This is a genomic window from Sphaerisporangium sp. NPDC049002 (assembly GCF_040649355.1).
Lineage (GTDB): Bacteria > Actinomycetota > Actinomycetes > Streptosporangiales > Streptosporangiaceae > Sphaerisporangium.
The window spans coordinates 1-21203 of record NZ_JBEZFH010000058.1; the positions used below are offsets into that span (position 1 = coordinate 1).

Consider the following 21203-nt stretch of genomic DNA (forward strand, 5'->3'; position numbering starts at 1 on the left):
TACGGCCGACCTCGTCGCGTCGGACGTCGTGCTGGTGGCCTGGCCGCTCGACGGCGGGTGCGACGTCCCCGTGCTGGTGAGCCTGGCTCTGATGCTTCACCCTGGTGACACGCCTGGTCAGGGCGCGTGATGGTACTTCTCGGGTCTGGGGTCGGCTTCGGAAGCGGCCGGCCGTGGAGAGCTAGAAGGGGAGCGCTCGGCCTGAGGGACTGCGAAGATCAAGGGGGAGTGGCTGGCGTGGGGGCTTGGGCCGTTGCGTGATGAGAATCCGCTTCATGTCCTTCTCCTTCGGTACGGGCTCACACTTCCCTCGTCACTCGTCGGCGGACAGGTCCTGTGCCTCACTGGGTAATCCGACGGCCGGGCGAGGTGCGTGGACCCGACCTCACCTCCTGTTTACCCTTTCGGGGGCTGCCGCAGACGCTTCCGACCTCAGTTTCTCTGATCTTGATTTGCCACGTAACCCCTACCGCCCCCAGGTGGGACGGCTCGCTCATTGGTCCACCGGGTGCCCGCAGAAACCGCAGAAGCGGTGCGCCCTGCCGAGGCGCATGCCGCACTGCGTGCAGAACAGCACCTGACCGCCGCTGCCCGCGGGGACGCCGTGCCCGGCGACCGCGGCCCCGGCGGGCCCGGCCGGAGCGGAGCCTCCCGTACCCGCCCCGTCGGGACGGGCGCCCCCGGGCGACACGGCGACAGGGGAGGCGCCCGTGCCCTGAACCGGCCCGGACTGCCGGTGGTACGCGGGGAAGGAGCCCTCCGGAGGCCCGGCCTCCATCGTCTGGGTGCCGCCGGGCGGCCACGTGGAGACGGCGGCGAGCGGTTCGGACGGGCTCTCGCCCGCCTCCTGCCCCGCGCGCCGGCGCCGCCGCAGCGTCAGCGGCACGGCCACCGCGATCAGCACGCCCGCGGCCACCACCCCGATGGCGGTCAGCAGCAGCGGCGACAGGCCCGTTGCGCTCTTCGCCGGCGGGGCCTTCGCCTGGCCGGGGGAGGGGGCGGCGGCACGGTTGGCCCGGGCGAAGCGCAGGTGGTCCTGGGCGACGGCATGGTCGGGACGGACCCTCAGCACCTGTTCCAGCACGGGTATCGCGTTGGCGTAGAACTTGTTGTGGTTGGACCCGAGGGCGGTCACGTACAGCACGTCGACGGGGCCCCTGCGGGCGGTGACGTTGGCCGCGACGAGCGCCTCGCGAATGTCCTCCACCGGAGTCAGGGTCTCCGGCGCGTCGCCGCCCCCGGTGACGAGCCCGATGACCTCGCTCTTGCCGTCGTCGATCACCGCCGCGCCGTCGCCGTCGTTCGAGAGGAACGTGCTGAGCTTGGCGCGCTCGGCGGGCTTGAACGTGCGCCCGCCCGGCGGGTCGAGGTGGGCGGTCTCCACCTTGGGCGGAGCCTTCGCGCTCGGCCGGGTGGGCAGCCCGACGAGGTCGGTGGACTCGATGCCGCTGCCGAGCGACGTGGCCAGGGGGACCGTCGGGAGCGTCGAGTCCTCGCCGCCCTTGCTGAGCTTCAGCACGGCGGGCGCCGAAGGCGAGGTGCCGGTGTGCACCAGGTCGGCCGGGTAGCCCTCGGGCACGGGCGGGTCGGCGTACGGGAAGACGGTGACCTTGGTGACGGGCGTGAAGATGCAGTTGGAGTTCTGCTGCCTCGGCGGGTAGCACGCCTGGAGGCGGCCGTTGAGCTCGGGGTTCTTCAGCTTGTGCCGGGAGAAGTCGGCCGGGATCTTGACCTTGAAGTATTCGGCGAAGACGCGGTTGGCCGCGTAGACGGCGGGGTCCTTGCTGGACTGGACCACGCCGGTGGCGGTCACGATGACGCCGTCGGGGGAGACGTTGAACCCGCTGCCGGTGCCCACCGGGATCTCGTACTCGCGGACCACCTGCTGGATCACGCCCCGGTCGTCGAGCAGGTTGACGGTGACGTGGGCCAGCGCCTCGACGCGGACCGTTCCAGGTGTGACCCGGTCGGTCGAGCCGCTCGGGTGGGGGTGCATTGTGAGGGTGAGCGATCCGAGGGCGCTTAACCCCGCGACGAGGTGGTGCAGGCGGGGCATCTCCGCCTCCTATTCCGGATCAGAATGAATCCAGACTCCCAGTGCGGGCACCGCCGTTCAAGGCGTACGCGGAGGCCGTCATGGACTTGCAATCGGTCCTTGAACGGCCTGCGACAGGCGTTATCGATCTTGATCGGACTTGGAGGTAACTTGGAGGCGACTTGGGGTCGGGCGATTGGCCGTGTCGCGGAGGCCGGTTAAACATTAACCTCCAGGCTATGGCGGTACTCACCTGGTTTTATCGGCACTTCGGGGGCCGACGCGGAGCTTTTCCCGTGGTGTGCTCCCTGGGCCGCGTACGCCTTCCGATCTGCCGAGGAGTCCTCTCATGACCATCCGCATCGTCGTCGCCGACGACCAGGCCATGGTGCGCGCCGGGCTCCGCCTGGTGGTGGACTCCGAGCCGGGCATGGAGGTCGTGGGCGAGGCCGCCGACGGGGCCGAGGCCGTCAGCGTGGCCCGCCGCCTGCTGCCCGACGTCGTCCTGATGGACATCTCGATGCCGAGGATGGACGGCCTGACCGCCGCCCGGAAGCTCCTCGACACCCCGAACCCGCCGAAGATCGTCATGCTGACCACCTTCGACACCGACGAGAACCTCTACGCCGCGCTGCGGGCCGGCACCAGCGGGTTCCTGCTCAAGGTGTCGCCCCCCGAGCAGCTCGTCGAGGCGATCAGAGTGGTCGCCGCCGGGGACGCCCTGCTCGACCCCGCCGTCACCACCCGCGTGATCGCGTCTTTCGCGGGCCGGCACGAGCCGGTCAGGCCGCCGCAGCTCGCCGAGCTGACCCCGAGGGAGCTTGAGGTCCTGCGAAGCCTCGCCCGGGGCCTCACCAACGCCGAGATCGCCACCGAGCTCTTCGTGGGGGAGGCCACGGTCAAGACCCACGTGGCCCGCGTGCTGATGAAGCTGCAACTGCGCGACCGTGCTCAGGCGGTGGTGTTCGCGTACGAGTCGGGGGTCGTGCGGCCGGGTGTCGAAGCCGGGTAGTCCGAGGCCCAGCGCTCGTCGCCCATCGGTCTCACCATCTCGCATCCTCGGCCGGGGTGCTCCACCCGAGCCGGGGCGGAGGAGCTGTTCCGTGTCGTCGATGACGCTACCCGGTGACCCCGCGTTCATCATCCGTCCAGCGGGTGACCCATACTCCGCCGTCCGGAGGAACCCGTAAGCGGGACGGGCCCGGCCGCGCCGCGCCCGGCGGCCGACCCCGTACCGGATCCCCGGCGCGGGTCCCGTAGACCGGCGGCCCCCCGACCGGTACGCCGTGCCCCCCTACCCGGACGCGGGACGTCCCACGCGGTACGGGTTTCCCGCACGAGGGGGTCATGCATGTATATTTTCCGTACATAACCGGATGATCCTGGAGAAATTTCGCTATTGGAGGGATGGGGCGGTATGAGGGCTTTCCCGAGGGTGCTCTTCGACGAGGCGCACAACGAGTCGTGGACGATCCGCCGTGAGGTCGCCGAGGCGATCAACCCGGCGCACCCCGACGACAACAGCTACGCCGGCGCCGCCGAGGTCCTGCGGCACCTCGGGCACACCGTCGCCGCCCACACCGAGGGCCCGATCACGCCGGCCGTGCTCGCCGCGCACGACGTCTTCGTCATCGCCCATCCCTCCGCCGACCGCTGGGAGCGCACCGTCGGGCTCGGCAGCCCGATCCTGCCGGTCGAGGAGCTCGACGCCATCGAGGAGTACGTCGCGGACGGCGGCGGCCTGATCGTGCTCGCCGAGTGCGAGCAGGAGAAGTACGGCAACAACCTGGCCGACCTGCTGGCCCGGTTCGGCGTGGGCATCGAGCACGCCACCGTCCAGGACCCGGGCAACTCCTACAACGGCGTGGCGACCTGGGTGCTCGGCACCCCCGTACCGGCCGAGGGGGACGACCTGACGGCCGGGGCGCGCGAGGCGTGCTTCTACCGCGCGGGCGTGCTGAACCCGCCCGCCGGCGCGACCGTCCTGTTCGAGACCTCCCCCGCCGCCGACCTCCCGCGCCGCGCGCTGGCGGTCGCCCTGCGCCACGGCCGGGGACGGGTGGTCGTGTTCGCCGACTCCGACCTGTTCGGCGACGACTCCATCCACGACCTCCGGCACGCCCGGCTCTGGGGCAACGTCGTGACCTGGGCCGCCCGCGTCCCGGCAGGGGCCACGGGCGGGATCGAGGTCGACGGCGGCTTCGCCGAGCTCAAGCAGGCCGTCGAGGAGCTGCGCCCGCTCACGGCCAAGGACGGGTCCGTGGAGGACGCCGAGGCCGCCGCTCCCATCGTCGAGCGCGTCGTCGCGAGCATCGAGAAGCTCGCGCCGCGCTTCCCGCACGACGAGGAGTACCTCGCCACCGTCGTCGCCGACCTGCGCAAGTGGCAGGCCGCCGGATACGGGGTGCCCGACTTCCTCGACTCGCTGAACGCCTTCCACCCCGACACCCAGCGCGTCGACGGGCTGGAGCACCTGGTCGTCTTCCCGATGTACACCCAGAACGGCAACCCGAACCGCAACCTGGAGGCGGTCTGGATCCGCACGGTGTGGCCGGAGTGGCTCGCCCACCTGGAGAGCGTGCGCTACGACAACCCGATGTTCGTGCCGATCGCGTTCGTCGACTTCACGGCCGGTTATGACACCAACTCCGCGGTGCTGTTCCCCGAGACCGTCGCGGTGCGCGAGACCCCGCCGCGGTTCACCTGGGGCGGCATCTTCTGCGACCGCGAGGCCGCCCGCTTCCGCAGCGTCGGCCGCGCCGCCGCCGACACCCTCAAGCTGGCCCTCCCGGCGGACGTGGGGCGCCTGCTCGAAAGCCAGGAGCTCGCCCAGGACACCTACGTCCTGTGGGACCTCGTGCACGACCGCACCCACAGCCACGGCGACCTGCCGTTCGACCCCTTCATGATCAAGCAGCGCATGCCGTACTGGCTGTACTCCCTGGAGGAGCTGCGCTGCGACCTGACGGCGTTCGGCGAGGCGGTCAAGCTGGAGAAGGAAGGCGTGCCGCACGCACGGTACGTGCAGTTCGGGATCCTGTTCGACAGGCTGTTCCGGTTCCCGATCACCGGCGATCGGGTGCGCAACTACGACGGCCTCGGCGGCCAGCTCCTGTTCGCCTACCTGCACCGCAACGACGTCGTCCGCTGGACCGACAACCGGCTCAGCATCGACTGGGACCGGGTCGCCGGTTGCGTGGCGGACCTGCGCGGCGAGGTGGAGAAGCTCTACCGCGACGGCATCGACCGCTCCAAGCTGGCGCACTGGCTCGCCGCCCACCAGCTCGTCGCCGCCTACGTCGCCCCGCACCCCTCCTCAGTGTGGAACCGCGGCGCGGACGCTCTCCCCGTCGAGGGCTTCCCGAAGGCCGTGGTGGACGCGGTCCTGCCCGACGAGTTCCCCCTGAGCATGTTCTACGAGGCCCTGCGTCGTAAGCTTTCAGGCGTCATCGAGGCCACGAAGGGAATCCGCGCGTGAGCAACCCCAGCCATCGGCCCCGTACGGTCGTCGTCGCCGGGGCGGGCGGGCCCACCGGCCGCGCCGTCGCGGCGCGCCTCGCCGCGCGCGGCGACATCGTGATCGGGGTCGGCAGGCACGAGGCCGACGGCGTGACCGCGGCCGACCTCACCGACCCGAAGGCCGTTCGCGAGCTGGCCCACCAGGTCCTCGCGGAGCACGGGCGGGTCGACGGGGTCGTCCACCTCGTCGGTGGCTGGCGGGGCTCGAAGACCTTCGCCGAGACCGACCTGGCCGACTGGGACGTCCTGCACGAGCAGCTCATCCGCACCCTGCAGAACGTCTCGCTGGCGTTCGAGCCGGCGCTGCGCGAGAGCGACGGCGGCCGGTTCGCCATCGTCTCGGCCAAGGCGGCCCAGGAGCCCACCCAGGGCAACGCGGCCTACGCGGCGGCCAAGGCCGCCGCCGAGGCGTGGACCCTGGCGCTCGCCGACGCGCTGCGCGGCACCCAGAGCGCCGCGACGATCCTGGTGATCAAGGCCCTGGTCAACGACGACATGCGCGCGGCGAGCCCGGAGCGCAAGTTCCCCGGCTTCACCGACGTGAACGACCTCGCCGAGGCCGTCGCCGGTCTGTGGGACCGCCCCGCCGGCGAGATCAACGGCACGCGATTGGACCTCACCACGTGACCCAGGCACGACGTCACCACGACCCCGCGGTGAAGGGGTTCGCCAGCGACAACTACGCGGGCGTCCACCCGGAGATCCTCCAGGCGCTGGCCCTCGCCAACGGCGGCCACCAGATCGCCTACGGCGAGGACGCCTACACCGAGGCGCTCCAGGAGGTCTTCAAGCGGCACTTCGGGCCGGCGGCCGAGGCGTGGCCGGTGTTCAACGGCACCGGCGCCAACGTCGTCGGCCTGCGGTCGATGACCGCGCCGTGGGAGGCGGTCGTCTGCGCCGAGACCGCGCACATCAACACCGACGAGGGCGGGGCCCCCGAGCAGAGCGCCGGGCTCAAGCTGATGAGCGTGGCCACGCCCGACGGCAAGCTCACCCCCGACCTGATCGACAGGCAGGCGTGGGGCTTCGGCGACGAGCACCGCGCCCAGCCCCGGGTGGTCTCGATCTCGCAGAGCACCGAGCTCGGCACGCTCTACAGGCCCGAGGAGATCACCGCGATCGCCGACCACTGCCGCGAGCTCGGGATGCTGCTGCACCTCGACGGGTCGCGCCTGATCAACGCCGCTGCGGCGCTGGACGTCCCCCTGCGCGCGCTGACCACCGACGCGGGCGTGGACGTACTGTCATTCGGCGGCACCAAGAGCGGGCTGATGTTCGGCGAGGCCATCGTCGTGCTCAACCCCGCGGCCGTGCGGGGCCTGATCTACCTCAGGAAGAGCGCGATGCAACTCGCCTCGAAGATGCGGTTCGTGTCGGTCCAGTTCGAGGCGCTGCTCGGCGGCGACCTGTGGCTGCGCAACGCGACGAACGCCAACGCCATGGCCGCGCGCCTCGCGGCGGCCGTGCGCGACATCCCGGGTGTGACGCTGACCAGGGCCGTCGAGGCCAACGCGGTCTTCGCCGTGCTGCCCCGCGACGTGGCCGAGAGGGTGCGCAAGCGGTTCCGCTTCTACACCTGGAACGAGGCCACGGGGGAGGTCCGCTGGATGACGGCCTTCGACACCACCGAGGCCGACGTGGACGCCTTCGCCGCCGCGATCGCCGAGGAGATGGCCCAGGCCTGAGGGCCCAGGCCTACTTGAGGATCGAGGGGTAGGGCTGGGCGCCGCGCTCCTTCAGCAGGTCCGTCATGTACTGGATCTCGCTGTCCTGCGTGTCCACGATGCTCTGCGCCATGCCCCGCACCTCGGGGCGGTTCGACAGCTTCAGCAGCGCCTTCGCCATCTGGACCCCGCCCTCGTGGTGACGGATCATGAGCTGGAGGAAGAGGATCTCGGCGTCCTTGCCCTTGGCGGCCTGGAGGCGCTTCAGCTCGTCGGCCGAGGCCATGCCGGGCATCGCGGCCGGCCCAGCGGAGGGCGCAGCGGAGGGCACAGCGGAGGGTTCACCGGTCGCCGGGGCCGCGCCGTGGCCGTGACCCGCCATCCAGGCCATCGCGGGCCGGTCGGTCGCCTGGTTGAGGCCCCACTGCTGGAGCCATCCCATGAACACGCCACGCTGGGCCGTCTGGGTGGTGATGATGTCGTACGCGAGCGACCGGATGTGGGAGTCGTCGCTCGCGTCGCGCACGGCGAAGCCCATCTCGACCGCTTGGGCGTGGTGGACCGCCATGTCGCGCGAGAAGCCCGCCTCGGGCGAGGCGTCCCCCGGAGGGGCGGACCGCCCGGTGATCAGCAGCATTGCTACGGCGGTGGCCACGCAGGAGACCAGCGCGACGAGGACCAGGCGAGTTCGTGAGGTGATCATTGCCAGCCAGAAGAGTGATTGCCTTGGGCATTAGACGCAAACGTTATTACCTACCCACTATCCTCCACATAAGCACGGGAGCTTGACCATTCAGGGTCATGACCAGCCGTTGGAGGATTGATGGCCAAGGAGAGGACGCAGGCACGGCGGGAGCACCTCGCCCAACTGCGTGCCGCGCAGAAACGCAAAGAGCGGCGCACCGCCATGCTCATGTGGGGAGCGGGGGCCTTCGTCATCGTCCTGCTGGTCGGCCTGGTCGGTTTCTACGTCATCCAGGAGCGGTCGCAGTCGGCGCTGGACGGGGTCAAGACCTTCGCCTACAAGGGCTCGCAGCACACCCCGATCAAGGTCAACTACAAGGAGACCCCGCCGGCCGGCGGCGAGCACAACCCCACGTGGCAGCAGTGCGGGGTGTACGACCAGCCGATCAACAGCGAGAACGGCGTGCACTCCATGGAGCACGGCGCGGTGTGGATCACCTACAAGCCCGACCTCCCCAAGGCGGACGTCGACAAGCTGAAGGCGCTCGTCACCTCCGACTACCTCCTCCTCAGCCCGTTCCCCGGCCTCTCGGCGCCCGTCGTCGTCAGCTCCTGGAACCACCAGCTCCCGCTCAAGGGCGCCGACGACCCCCGCCTGGCCAGGTACATCACGAAGTACAAGCAGAATCCGCAGACCACCCCGGAGTACGGCGCGACCTGCTCCGGCCAGGGCAGCACCGACAAGCTCGCCTCCGACAACCCGCTGCCGACGACGATGCCCTCCCAGGCTCCGAGCGGTGCGGCGACGCCGGAGGCCGGCATGGCCCCGAGCGCCACGCCGTCTTCCTGACCCGCGCCTTCCCCCGCCGTACGGCCCCGCGACCCCGGTCGTGAGCGGCCGTACGGCGGATCCGCCGTCTCAGCGAAGGATCTCCTCCGGGCCCACCGCCGCGAGGCCGTGGGCCTCCCCGACGGGCGGGCTGGTGAGGGCGCCCCCGTGCGTGTTCAGCCCGAGCGCCAGCGCCGGGTCGTCCAGCAAGGCCTCACGCCATCCCTTGTCGGCGATCGCCAGGGCGTACGGCAGGGTCACGTTGGTCAGCGCGTACGTCGAGGTGTGCGGCACCGCCCCCGGCATGTTGGCCACGCAGTAGAACACCGAGTTGTGTACCCGGTAGGTCGGATGGGCGTGGGTGGTGGGACGGGAGTCCTCGAACGCGCCCCCCTGGTCGATCGAGATGTCCACCAGCACCGAGCCCTCCTTCATCCGGGAGACCAGCTCGTTGGAGACGAGCTTGGGCGCCTTGGCGCCGGGGATCAGCACGGCGCCGATCACGAGGTCGGCGCCGAGGACGGCGCGCTCGATCTCGTAGCTGTTGGACGCGACGGTCTGGAGATGCCCCCGGTAGATCATGTCGGCCTGGCGCAGCCTGTCGATGTTCCTGTCCAGGAGCAGGACCTCCGCCTGCATCCCGAGCGCGATCGTCGCGGCGTTCATGCCCGTCACCCCGGCCCCCAGCACCACCACCTTGGCCGGGTACACCCCAGGGACCCCGCCCATGAGCACGCCCCTGCCGCCGCCCTGCCGCATCAGGTGGTAGGCGCCCACCTGCGGGGCCAGGCGTCCCGCCACCTCCGACATGGGGGCCAGCAGCGGCAGCGCCCCGTTCCCCGTCTGCACGGTCTCGTAGGCGACGCCGGTGACCCCGGACTCCATCATCGCCAGGGTGAGCTTCCGCGAGGCGGCGAGGTGCAGGTAGGTGAAGAGGATCTGGCCCTCGCGCAGCAGGGGGTACTCGGAGGCGATCGGCTCCTTGACCTTGAGGATGAGGTCGCCCTCCCGCCACACCTCCTCCGCCGATTCGAGGATCGTCGCGCCCGCCGCGCGGAAGTCGTCGTCGGGGATGGACGACCCGGCGCCCGCCCCGCGCTCGACGAACACGTCGTGGCCGTGACGGGTCAGTTCGTTGGCTCCGGCGGGGGTGACGGCGACGCGGTGCTCGTGGTCCTTGACCTCTCGGGGTATTCCGACCTTCATGAAATCCTCCTTCGACCCCAGGGGTGGCCCTCTGGCATGTCTGTGGACTGCCCGCCACCCGCCCCGGTTCACTGTGCGAGCCGGGCTCTTGTGCGCTCCTGGCTCCCCGTTCGACCGTGCCGCCCGGCCCGCTTCCTGGAATCCCCGGCGCGGCGGGCGCTGTGGCGGGCCGTGACGGCCGGTCCGTGTTCACCCGGCGTTCCCCGGAAAGCTCCTGCCATGGAGCTGTTGGATGAATTGTCCTGTTGTGCGGCAAATTGTCAGGACATCTACAGCCTAGAACTCTCCGCCGAGAGGCCCATCTGCGGTTAGCTCGATGCCGCGAGCCTCGGTAGGCTCGCCCGAGCGATGTCAGTCAGGGGTGAGGATGCGTAACCATCCGGCGGTGGACGATCACAGTGATCGACCCAAGGCGCCGCCGGACGTTCCTGGCGCGTTCGGGGACGAGCCGACGCTCACCATGGAGCGTGTGCCGGCCCACCTGGAGGAGCCTCCGCACACCCCGGACCAGCCTCCGGACGCACCGGACCGGCCGCTCACGCCTTCCGACCGGCCCCCGTCCGGGAGCGGCGAGCCGCCGTCAGGGGCTGACAAGGTCGCGGCCGGCAGGTTCGGGGAGGCCGAGCCGCCGTTCGAGGCGGACAAGCCGCCGTCCGGTGCCGATGAGCCGCCGATGAGCCCGGCCGAGCCGCCGATCGGTCCGGCCGAGCCGCCCATGGGTCCGGCCGAGCCGCCCATGGGTCCGGCCGAGCCGCCGATCGGTCCCGGTCAGCCGCCGATCGGCCCCGAGGGGCCGCCTCCCGGACCCGGAGGCCCCGGCACGCCCGGCGGACCGGCCGGTCCGAGCGGGCCGCCGCGCGCCGCGCGCGCCACGACCGTCGCCCTGATCGTCGGGCTCTTCGTCGTGGTCCTCGTCACCGGAGTCCTCGGCACGATCGCCGTGCTGATGACGCGGGAGCCCGGCCTCCCGCTCGGCGCCTCGCCGCCTCGCCGCCTCGCCACCCCCATCCACTTCGCCCCCGTCATCGGCGTGCGGGCGGCTCCGTGCCCGGGGGCGGAGGCGGTGCTCGACGACGCGGGCACGACCTGCTACCAGGTCGACGCCGGGGTCACCGTCACCTCGGTCGTGAAGGTGACGACGGTCGCCGACAAGGACGGCACGTACTCCGTGCGCGTCGTGCTGGCCCCCGAAAGCCGCGAGAAACTGGCCAGCCTCACCAAGGACGCGCTCAACCAGCAGCTCGCCGTGGTGGTGGACGACAAGGTCGTCACCGCACCGAGGGTCGCGCAGCCGATCACCGACGACAGCCTCAGCATCGCGGGGCTCACCAAGGAGGCGGCCGACGCGCTGATGTCCCGCCTGCTGGGATCGGGGGGCGCGGTCACCGGCACGTCGGCTCCCGAGAACCCCGCCCAGACGTCCACCTGCCCGCCCGCCGACGGCGCCACCCAGCCCAACGGCGCCACGCAGCCTGACGGCACCAATGGCGTCAATGGCGGCAACGGCGTCACCCAGCCCAACGGGCCCATCGGCGCCAACGGCGCTACCGGCACCGACGGGAACCCAGGGACGACGGGGACGCCCCCGGCCAACGGCGCGCCCGACGGTGCCTCCACCTGCCCGCCCGGCACGGGAGCAGGTACGGGAGCAGGCACGGGTGCAGGTACGGGAGCAGACACGGGGGCAGGCACGGGTGCAGGTACGGGAGCAGACACGGGGGCAGGTACGGGGGGTCCTACGGGGACCAGCACCGGCGGCGCGCCCAGCACGTCCGCGTCCCAACCGGGGTCCGCGCCGCTGGCGCCCCCGTCCGCGACGCACACGCCCGGCACCGGAGCCCAGACCTCGCCGGCCGCCCGCGACGGCGGGGCGCCGCAGACGCGGCCCACCGGTTCCTCGGCCATGAGCAAGCGCACCCCGGACCCCCGCTTCGCGAGCTGCAAGCAGGCCCACGCGGCGAACTACGGCCCGTACACCAAGGGCGTCCACGTGGAGTACGACTGGTACGTCGACGGCGACCACGACGGCGTCGCCTGCGAACGCGGCGACGTCACCTAGGGATCACACCAAGGCCGGGTGACGCCCGCGCCTACTCGGCCAGGGCGATGTCGTGGGGGCGGATGGGGACCCGGGTCAGGGGGAGTCCGGTGGCGGCGCGGACGGCGGCGGCCACGGCCGGGGTGGAGGACAGTGTGGGCGGCTCGCCCGCTCCCCGCAGGCCGTACGGCGCGTCGGGGTCGGGGTTCTCCAGGATCGACAGCCTCATGGGCGGCATGTCGAGGATCGTCGGGATCAGGTAGTCGGTGAACGACGGGTTCAGCACCCTGCCGTCGCGGACCTGGATCTCCTCCATGAGCGCGAGCCCGAGCCCCTGCGCCGAACCGCCGTGGATCTGCCCTTCGAGCGCCAGAGGGTTGAGGATCTTGCCCACGTCCTGCACGGCGGCGAGCTCGACGACCTTGACCAGGCCGAGCTCGACGTCCACGTCCACCACGGCGCGGTGGACGCAGAGCGCGAGCTGGGTGTGGGAGTCGCCCTGCCCGGTCACCGGGTCCATCGGGTAGGTCGGCCGGTGCCGGTACTCGCGGGTCTCCTCCACGGGCCCGAACGCCTCAAGCAGGTCTTCGAGCGGGACCCCCGGGTTCTCCTCCCGCAGCTTGTCCAGCCGCTCGCGCACGGCCTCGCACGCGGTCTTGACCGCGCCCCCGGTGACGTACGACTGCCGGGAGGCCGAACTGGAGCCCGCCGACCCTACGGAGGTGTCCGCCGGGGCGACGGTCACCCGCTGGATGCCGAGCTCGGTGCGGGCGATCTGCGTCTGGACCATGAGCAGGCCCTGCCCGACCTCGGCGGCGGCGGTGTGTACCAGCACGTGCGCCTCGCCGCCGAGCAGCTCGACCTTGACCCTGGCCGTCGAGTAGTCGTCGAAGCCCTCCGAGAAGCAGATGTTCTTGATGCCCACGCCGTACCCCACGCCCCGGCGCACGCCCTCGCCGTGGGTCGTCTGGGCCACCCCGCCCGGCAGGGAGCGCAGGTCGGGGGAGCAGTTGGAACCGGGCAGGGGCATGGCGGCCAGCTCACGCAGCATGCCGGCGAGCGGCGCCGGCGACTCGATCACCTGCCCGGTGGCCAGCCGCGACCCCTGCGAGACGGCGTTGAGCACCCGGATCTCGACCGGGTCGATCCCGCACGCCTCCGCCAGCCGGTCCATCTGGGACTCGTAGGCGTAGCACGCCTGGACGGCGCCGAAGCCGCGCATCGCCCCGCAGGGCGGGTTGTTGGTGTACGCGCCGTAGGCGTCGATCCAGACGGTGTCCACCTCGTACGGCCCGACGCCAAGGGAGGCCGCGTTGCCGACCACGGCGGGGGAGGACGAGCAGTACGCGCCCCCGTCCAGGATGATCTCGGCCCTGACATAGACGAGCTTGCCCTCGCGGGTGGCCCCGTGCTCGTAGCGCATCCGGGCGGGATGCCGGTGGACGTGGCCGAAGAACGACTCCTCGCGGCCGTAGACCATCTTGACCGGCCTGCCGGTGCGCAGGGCCAGCATGCTGGCGTGGATCTGCATCGACAGGTCCTCGCGGGCGCCGAACGCGCCGCCGACCCCGGCCAGCGTCAGCCGCACCTTGTCCTTGGGCAGGCCGAGGCAGGGGGCGAGCTGGTCCTGGTCGACGTGCAGCCACTGCGTCGCGATGTAGAGGTCGACGCCGCCGTCCTCCGAGGGCACGGCGAGGCCGGACTCGGGGCCGAGGAACGCCTGGTCCTGCATCCCGACCTCGTACTCCGCGGTGACCACGACCTCGGCCATGGCGGCGGAGGGCTCGCGGCCGACCCGCACCGGCTGGTGGCGTACGAGGTTGCCCCCCGGCTGCACCTTCGGGCACTCGGGGTCGAACAGGGCGCGTCGCGCGTCGCTGACCGCCTCGCGCGGCTCGTACTCGACCACGATCGCCGACGCCGCGCGCCGGGCGGTCTCGGGGTGGTCGGCGGCCACGATCGCGACGGCCTCCCCCTGGTAGCGGACCTGGTCGATGGCCAGCACGGGCTGGTCCTTGTGCTCCAGGCCGTAGAACCGCTCGCCGGGGACGTCCTCGTGGGTCAGCACGGCGTACACGCCCGGCATGGCCAGCGCGGCGCCCACGTCGATCGACCGGACCCAGGCGGACGGGTGGGGGCTGCGCAGCGTCGCGCCCCACAGCATGTCCGCCAGGTAGAGGTCGGAGGAGTAGGCGAACTCGCCCGTCACCTTCAGGTTGCCGTCAGGGCGGGTCACGTTGGCCCCGACCCCTTGCCCCTGGCTCTGGCTGCTCGCGGTATGGGTCACACGGGCAGTACATCAGCCCAGTTCAAGGCCGCCAATAGGCACACCCGTGAAACGCCGGGGCGGGCCACCGACGCTGCTTGTAGGTTCGTCCAAACGTGCGCGGTTAGCCTGGGTCTGTGCGCATACGTGATCTGCTGGCGATGGACCAGCTCCGGCTAGGCCTGCTGTCGGACCCCGGGCATCTGGACCGGCGCTTCACCGGCGTGCACATCACCGACCTGCCCGACCCCGGCCGCTACCTGTCCGGCGGAGAGCTGGTGCTGACGGGGATGATGTGGCGCAGGGAACCGGAGGACTCACGCCGGTTCGTCGAGATCCTCGCCACCGCGAAGGTGGCGGCGCTCGGCGCCGGCCGGGCCTGGCTCGGCGTCGTGCCCGACGACGTGGTCGAGGCGTGCCGCGAGCACGACCTCCCCCTGCTGGACGTGCCGACCGAGGTGTCCTTCCGCACGCTCAGCGAGCTGGTGGAGACGCGCCTGGCGGGTGCGAGGGTCGTCGACCTGCGCGGCGCCCTCGGCCGGCACCGCCGGATCGTCGCCGCGGTGGCCGACGGCGCGGGCCTGGACGAGCTCTTCGCGCTGACCGCCGAGGAACTGGGCGTCACCGGCGCCGTGATCTCCTCGACGGGCACGGTCATCGCGGGACGGCTCGAAGGAGACCTTCCCGTACGGCTCGCGCGGGAGTACCTGTCGGCCACGCGGCTGCCCCATCTGGTGCGGACCCCCAAGGGGCCCTTCACGCTGTTCGGGGTCGACCGGGCGCACCGGGCGGCCGGGTGGGCTCTGGTCTGCGACGCCGACCTGCTCGCCGACGCCGACACCGGTTTCGAGCTCGCGGCCTGCGTGGCGCTGGAGCGCGGTCGCGCCGAGGAGGGCCGCAGGGTCGAGCGCCGCCTCGCGGAAGAGCTGATCGCGCTCGCCTGTTCCGGCGAGGCCGACCCCGCCGAGGTCGCCGCGCGGCTGCGCACCTGCGGGATCGACGCCGCGCAGCCGTACGCGGTGGTCACGGCGACCGTCACCCGGCCCGGCGCGACGGACGGGCCAGACCCCGCCGTGCTCGGCGGGCAGGTGATCGAGGAGCTGCTGGACCGCAGGGTGGTGGCCGCCGCGGGGGCGGACGGAGCCGTGGCGCTGGTGCCGTTGATCGACCCGGACACACCTGGTGGCCGTAAAGCGCATATGGGCGCGACCGGAAACGAGGCGGAGCGAGCGCCCGGGGCCGGGACCGGAAAGGAGTCCAGAACGGTGCCGGAAACCGGCACTGGTGCCGGGATCGTCCCCTGGACCGCGGTGCGCGTGCGGAGTAACGTGCAAGTGCAAGCCCGATCGCAAGTGCAGCGTAGTGTGCAAGCGCTTCTCGACCTGTTGGGGGGCAGGGTGGCGACACTTCAGGCGGCTCTGCCGAGGACGCGAGTGTCAATCGGCGTGAGCGCGGGCCTGATCGGCCCCGGAGCCATCCGCGGTGGCGCCGAGGAAGCGGGCCACGCGCGGCGCATGGCGGAGGCGCGCGGCGGAGGAGTGGTGACCAGCGATGAGATCTACACTCATGTCCTTCTGCTGGCCACCGTCCCCGACGACGTGCGGCGGTCCTTCGCTGATCGGATCCTCGCCCCGCTGTTCGCCTACGACCGAAGGCACCAGTCGGAGTTGGTCCGCACGCTTGGGACCTTCCTCGACTGTGCAGGTTCATGGAACGTTTGCGCGGAGCGTCTGCACGTGCATGTGAACACGGTGAGGTATCGCATCCGGCGGGTTGAGGAGTTGACCGGACGTGATCTGTCCTCGATGGCAGACAGGGTCGATCTTTTTCTCGCCCTGCGTGCCGGCTGAGTTACAAGTTAGCAGCAGGGATAGTCAGCAGCCCTGCTAAAGGCAGACGCGCTGGCTTCTGCTGTCATAGCATTGCACGTGAGGCCGGGTACGGTGATGACGAAGAATGCTAGTACGGACAAGGCGAGGCGGCGGCGCATGTTGACTCCCGTCGATGGCGGTCTAGCGGGTCTTAGATCTTTCAAGGGGTGCCAGTGACTAGTCAAGATCTCATAGGCCAGCGTATCAAGACGATGCGTCGGCAGCGTGGTCTCTCGCAAGCGCAACTGGCTCACCCTGAGCTCTCGGATAGTTATGTATCACTAATCGAGAGCGGCAAGCGAACGCCTACGGCGGCCGTTCTGGAATTGCTGGCGGCAAAGCTCGACTGTTCTCTAACTTATCTGATCAACGGCGTTACGGCCGAGCAGATGCAGGACCTGGAGCTCGGCCTCGGCTATGCCTCCCTGGCCCTGAACAACGGCGAGGTCGCCGAGGCCAGAAGCCGCTACGCCGACCTGCTGAGCGATGGCACCATCGCCGGCCTTTCCTCGCTGCGTCAGCAGGCGCAGTACGGTTACGCACTGGCGAGCGAGGCATGCGGCGACCTCGAAGAGGCGATCACCGTCCTGTGCCGGCTGCGCGAGCCCGGCGCTGATCCGCTGCCTCCGGAACGTGCCATCGCGGTCGCGATCGCGCTGTCGCGGTGCTACCGGGAGCGCGGCCAACTCGCCGAGGCGGTGCGCGTCGGCGAGGAGGCGATCATGGGCCCTGGCCGGCCCGTGTGGAGCGACGACCTGGTGGAGCTGGGCGCGACCCTGCTCGCCGCCTATGACGCTCGCGACGACATGCTCAGGGCACGCCAGTTCGCGGCGGAGTTGCTCGCCACGGCCGAGATGCTCGGCACCCCGCGCGCGACCGTCGCCGCCTGCTGGAACGCCGCCATCGTCGCCGAGCGCACCGGGCACGGGCAGGAGGCGCTGGCCCTCGCCGAACGCGCTCTGGCCATCCAGTCGGAGAACGGGGAGTCCCGCAATCTGGCGCGGCTCCGCATGCAGTACGCCGTGCTTCTGCTCCGGGTGCGTCCCGGGGACGCCACCGTGTGCCGTGACCTGATGCTTCGCGGCGAGCGCGGCATGGCCGAGTCTTCGGCCGGTACTCCCGACCTGGCGCGATGCGCCCTCGACCTTGCCCGGGTCGAGATCACCTTGGGCAACGCCGAGAAGGCCGTCGAGCACGCCCGCCGGGGCAGGGAGATGCTCGACCACCGCAATCCCGCGCTCCTCGCCGACGCCCACATAGTCCTCGGCAACGCGCTCCTCATGCTCGACGAGAACGCCGAGGCGGCCGAGGAGTTGGCGGCGGGTCAGGAGATCTTGGAGCACTCGGCCAACTCTCGAAGGGTGGCGGAAGGCTGGCTGAGCATGGCCAAGGCTCTTGAGCGCCTCGACGACGGCTCGGCGAGCCCGGAGGCCTACGAGCGGGCCCTCGTCTGCGCCGGCCTGTAGGCGGCCTGGCCCGGCTGTCCTCATGACCGGCACCGGTCGGATCGGCCTCGGCCCATCCGACCGGACCGGCCGCGGGCGGGTGCCTCCCGGCAGGGCCTCGGCGGGCCCTGTTTTCCACAGGGGGTGCGTGCGGTGGGGGACCGGGCCCTCACCTGAGTAGCCTTAGGGTGCTATGAGGACTTCCCCGCTTGCCGCCGCGCTCGCGCTCGTCGTCGCCATCGTGCTGGGCACGGCCTTCGCGGCTCCAGCCCTGGCCCACACGGCGCTCAAGAGCAGTGACCCGAAAAAGGGCGCCACTGTCGAGAGCCTCGACGAGGTGACGCTGACGTTCAACGAGGCCGTGCGATTCCCCGTCGTGCTCGTGCGCGATGCGGGCGGCCACGCGTACCACGACGGTAAGCCCAAGATCGACGGGCCCAAGGTCATCCAGAAGGTGTCCGGCGCCCTGCCGTCCGGGAAGTACACCATCGCCTGGCGCGTGGTCTCCGACGACGGGCACCCCATCGAGGGGGAGATCCCCTTCACGGTGAAGGCCCCGGAGGCCTCGCCGTCGGCCTCGCCTGTCCCCTCCCCGCAGGAGAGCACCGCCGCGCCGAGCACGGCGGCCGCGACGACGCCCGCGCCGGTGGACGCGACTCCCGCCGCCCAGCAGGAGGAGCAGAAGAGCGGCGGCATCCCCGCCTGGGTGTGGATCGTGGTCTTCGGCATCGCCGGCATCGGCATCGGCATGGCCCTCAGCCTGCGGAAGAAGCCGTGAGCAAGCAGCCCGCGAGCAGGCAGCCGGGAAGCAAGCAGCCCGGAGGCAAGCAGCCCGCGAGCAAGCAGCCGGGAAGCAAGCAGCCGGGGAGCGTGCAGTCCGTCGGCGGCACGCTCGCCGGCGGCGGCGTGAGCAGGACCGTCCGCCTCGCGGTCGCGGGCGTGTGCGTGGCGCTCGGCGGCCTGGCCGTCGCCATGATCGTCGGGGGTGCGGCCACCCCGCGCATCATCCCCGGCCTGCCCGACGAGGGCACGCTGACCCGCTGGGCGCTGCCGGTGTCCAAGCTGACCATGGACGTCGCGGGCGTGCTCACCGTCGGCCTGCTGCTCCTCGCCACCACGCTGCTCCCGAGCGACAAGGGCCTGCTCGGGAAGTCCGCGCTCGGCTACGTCAGGGCCGCCTCGTGGACGGGCCTGGTCTGGGCCGTGGCGGCGGCCTCCACGCTGGTGTTCAGCCTGTCGGAGACGCTGGGCACACCGGTCACCGACGTCCTCGGCGGCGAGGAGCTGACCAGCTACGCCAGCCAGGTGCCCCAGGGCATCGCGCTGACCCTCGTCGTGCTCTTCGGCACCGCCATCGCGCTCTTCTCGCGCGGCGCGATCACCGCGGGCGCCTCCGGAGGGCTGCTGCTCCTCGCGCTGGCCACCCTCATGCCCCCGGCGCTGACCGGCCACTCCTCCTCCGCGCCGAACCACGGTCTCGCCACGACCAGCGTCGCGCTGCACCTGCTGGTGCTCTCGCTGTGGGTCGGCGGGCTCCTGCTGCTGTGCGCGCACGCCCTGCGCGGCGAGCCGCACCTCGACCTCGCCGCGCACCGGTTCTCCCGCATGGCGCTGTGGTGCTTCGCCGGCGTCGGCCTGTCCGGGGTGTTCAGCGCGATCGCCCGGCTGACGGCAGTTTCCGAGATCTTCACCACCTCCTACGGGCTGATCGTCCTGGCCAAGGTCGTCGCCTTCACCGGTCTCGGAGTGATCGGCTGGTGGCATCGCGGCCGCACCCTTCCCTCGCTGACGGCCGGGAACCCGGGAGCCTTCACGAGGCTCGCCGGCGTCGAGGGCCTGATCATGCTGGTGGCGGTCGGCCTCGCCGTCGCGCTCTCGCGCACCGCCCCGCCGCCCCTCGACCTTCCGGTCGACCGGGCGTTCGAGCTGCTGGGCTACCTGATCCCGCCGCCGGTCTCGATCGGGAATCTCCTGACCCTGTGGTGGTTCGACCTGTTCTTCGCGGTGCTGGCGGCCCTGCTGGCCGGGCTCTACGGCGCCGGAGTCGTACGGCTGGCGCGTCGCGGGGACCGCTGGCCGCGCGGACGCACGATCAGCTGGGCCGTCGGCGTGCTCCTGCTCGTCCTCGTCACGCAGAGCGGCGTCGCGCGGTACGCCCCGGTGCTGTTCAGCGTCCACATGACCGAGCACATGATCCTTTCGATGCTCGTGCCGATCTTCCTGGTGCTGGGCGCCCCGGCGACCCTGGCCCTGCGGGTGCTGAAGCCCGCCGCGCGCCGGGGCGACCGCGGCCCGCGTGAGTGGATCGTCACGATCCTGCACAGCAGGGTCACCAAGGTCATCACCCACCCGGCGATCGCCACGGCCATCTTCATCGTCTCGACGTACGCCCTCTACTTCACCCCGCTCTTCGCCGCCGCCATGGAAGAGCACCTCGGGCACATCGCGATGACCCTCCACTTCCTGGTCAGCGGGTGCCTGTTCTTCTGGGTGATCATCGGAGTGGACCCGGCGCCGACCAGGCTGCCGTACTTCGGGCGGCTGCTGCTGCTCTTCGTCACCATGCCGTTCCACGCGTTCTTCGGGATCGCGCTGATGAACATGGGCACGGTCGTGGCCTCCGAGTGGTACGACCAGCTCGGCCGCACCTGGGGGGACCCCGCCCTCGCCGACCAGGGCACCGGAGGGGCCATCGCCTGGGCGTTCGGCGAGATCCCCACCCTGATCGTGCTGATCGCGCTCGCCTTCCAGTGGTACCGCGACGACGACCGTACGGCCAGGCGCGCCGACCGGCGCGCCGACGCCGTCGCCGCGAAGGAGGGCGGCACCGGGGACGCCGAGCTGGACGCTTACAACGCCTATCTCGCCAAGCTCGACAAGACCAACAGAGAGTGACCGGAGGGAGTCCCCTCTGGGGAGGAGGGGAACCTTCGCCCTCTCCTGAGCACGCCGGCACCTACCTGCGGGTAGCGTGGCATCAAGGAGTTCGGGCATAGACACCTTGGGTGGGCTTTCTCCGGAGAGCCCCACCGGGGTGGCTTCGCCTCTACCCCAAGCGAGTTCCAACCGCTCTTCAGCAACGCGTCGGTAGCGTCGCCGCCATCACACCAACAGGGCGACGCGGTGGGGCCGGGATCACGTAGCCCCGGAGCGGTGCGCCCAGGAGGGTTGGGGAGTTGTACGAAGAGTTGCGCATGCGCGGAAAGCGAAGTCTGGCGCCGGCGATCGAGGACTACCTGACGGAATGGTCCGAGCGTACCGGCATCACCGTCGAGGTCTGGGCGATGCCCAGGGAGCGGGTGACCGGGCCGGTCGCCGACGCTGTCTACGCCGTGGTGCTGGAAGCCCTGACCAATGTCGAGCGGCACAGTGGAGCCCACACCCTGTCCCTCGCCCTCACCACCGGACGCGGCGGGCTGAGGCTCACCGTGAGCGACAACGGCATAGGCTTCCCGCCGGGCCGCACGGGCCGGGGGATGGACACCATGAAGCGGCGCTTCAGCGAGGTCGGCGGGACACTGACGATCAACAGCGTCGTCGGAGAGGGCACGACCGTGAGCGGCCAGATCTGACCCAAGGGGCCGCGCCGCGACAGCCGCGACCTAGGGCGCCACGATCGGCGCGCGGGGGCCGGGCGTTCGATCGG

The 21203-nt window shown here is 71.2% G+C and carries 15 protein-coding genes; 11 read left to right on the forward strand and 4 right to left on the reverse strand.

Going from position 1 to position 21203, the window contains the following annotated elements:
* Positions 1–493: 493 nt before the first annotated feature.
* Positions 494–2056 carry a hypothetical protein gene (locus AB0B89_RS14515; RefSeq protein ID WP_358552335.1) on the reverse strand — a complete coding sequence of 521 codons (1563 nt, stop codon included), beginning with the start codon at positions 2054–2056 and terminating at the stop codon, positions 494–496.
* Between the two features lie 328 nt (positions 2057–2384).
* Between AB0B89_RS14515 and AB0B89_RS14520 the strand changes: the two genes are divergently transcribed.
* The 4 genes from AB0B89_RS14520 to AB0B89_RS14535 all read left to right on the forward strand — a co-directional run bounded on the left by AB0B89_RS14520 (position 2385) and on the right by AB0B89_RS14535 (position 7239).
* Positions 2385–3047, forward strand: a complete 663-nt coding sequence (locus tag AB0B89_RS14520) for a response regulator transcription factor (protein ID WP_358552337.1) — start codon at positions 2385–2387, stop codon at positions 3045–3047.
* Positions 3048–3452: 405 nt separating this feature from the next.
* Complete coding sequence (locus AB0B89_RS14525; RefSeq protein WP_358552339.1) at positions 3453–5513, forward strand: DUF6421 family protein; 2061 nt, start codon at positions 3453–3455, stop codon at positions 5511–5513.
* Entirely contained in the window at positions 5510–6181 is a 672-nt protein-coding gene (locus tag AB0B89_RS14530) for an SDR family NAD(P)-dependent oxidoreductase (RefSeq protein ID WP_358552341.1), read from the forward strand. The genes AB0B89_RS14525 and AB0B89_RS14530 overlap by 4 nt, the downstream gene beginning before the upstream one ends.
* Positions 6178–7239, forward strand: coding sequence for a low specificity L-threonine aldolase (locus AB0B89_RS14535; RefSeq protein WP_358552343.1), 1062 nt, complete (start codon positions 6178–6180; stop codon positions 7237–7239). The genes AB0B89_RS14530 and AB0B89_RS14535 overlap by 4 nt, the downstream gene beginning before the upstream one ends.
* A gap of 10 nt (positions 7240–7249) precedes the next feature.
* Here AB0B89_RS14535 and AB0B89_RS14540 read toward each other — a convergent pair whose 3' ends face one another.
* Positions 7250–7921, reverse strand: coding sequence for a DUF305 domain-containing protein (locus AB0B89_RS14540; protein WP_358552345.1), 672 nt, complete (start codon positions 7919–7921; stop codon positions 7250–7252).
* Between the two features lie 120 nt (positions 7922–8041).
* Between AB0B89_RS14540 and AB0B89_RS14545 the strand changes: the two genes are divergently transcribed.
* Complete coding sequence (locus AB0B89_RS14545) at positions 8042–8752, forward strand: DUF3105 domain-containing protein (RefSeq protein ID WP_358552347.1); 711 nt, start codon at positions 8042–8044, stop codon at positions 8750–8752.
* A 69-nt stretch (positions 8753–8821) separates the two neighbouring features.
* Here AB0B89_RS14545 and ald read toward each other — a convergent pair whose 3' ends face one another.
* Entirely contained in the window at positions 8822–9937 is a 1116-nt protein-coding gene (ald, locus tag AB0B89_RS14550) for an alanine dehydrogenase (protein ID WP_358552349.1), read from the reverse strand.
* A gap of 385 nt (positions 9938–10322) precedes the next feature.
* On the opposite strand from ald, the gene AB0B89_RS14555 reads away from it, so the two are divergent.
* Complete coding sequence (locus AB0B89_RS14555; protein ID WP_358552351.1) at positions 10323–11996, forward strand: excalibur calcium-binding domain-containing protein; 1674 nt, start codon at positions 10323–10325, stop codon at positions 11994–11996.
* Positions 11997–12027: 31 nt separating this feature from the next.
* On the opposite strand, the gene AB0B89_RS14560 is transcribed toward AB0B89_RS14555, so the two are convergent.
* Positions 12028–14211, reverse strand: a complete 2184-nt coding sequence (locus tag AB0B89_RS14560; protein ID WP_358552353.1) for a molybdopterin cofactor-binding domain-containing protein — start codon at positions 14209–14211, stop codon at positions 12028–12030.
* A gap of 167 nt (positions 14212–14378) precedes the next feature.
* Between AB0B89_RS14560 and AB0B89_RS14565 the strand changes: the two genes are divergently transcribed.
* The 5 genes from AB0B89_RS14565 (at position 14379) to AB0B89_RS14585 (ending at position 21129) form a co-directional block, all read left to right on the forward strand.
* Entirely contained in the window at positions 14379–16091 is a 1713-nt protein-coding gene (locus tag AB0B89_RS14565) for a PucR family transcriptional regulator ligand-binding domain-containing protein (protein WP_358552355.1), read from the forward strand.
* 194 nt (positions 16092–16285) lie between these two features.
* Positions 16286–17578, forward strand: a complete 1293-nt coding sequence (locus tag AB0B89_RS14570) for a helix-turn-helix transcriptional regulator (RefSeq protein WP_358552357.1) — start codon at positions 16286–16288, stop codon at positions 17576–17578.
* A gap of 172 nt (positions 17579–17750) precedes the next feature.
* Positions 17751–18335 (forward strand): copper resistance CopC family protein, encoded by a 585-nt coding sequence (locus AB0B89_RS14575; protein ID WP_358552359.1) that lies wholly within the window; start codon positions 17751–17753, stop codon positions 18333–18335.
* Positions 18332–20452, forward strand: a complete 2121-nt coding sequence (locus AB0B89_RS14580; RefSeq protein ID WP_358552361.1) for a bifunctional copper resistance protein CopD/cytochrome c oxidase assembly protein — start codon at positions 18332–18334, stop codon at positions 20450–20452. Before AB0B89_RS14575 ends, AB0B89_RS14580 begins: the two co-directional genes overlap by 4 nt.
* Positions 20453–20751: 299 nt before the next feature.
* Positions 20752–21129, forward strand: a complete 378-nt coding sequence (locus AB0B89_RS14585) for an ATP-binding protein (RefSeq protein WP_358552363.1) — start codon at positions 20752–20754, stop codon at positions 21127–21129.
* Positions 21130–21203 lie beyond the last annotated feature (74 nt).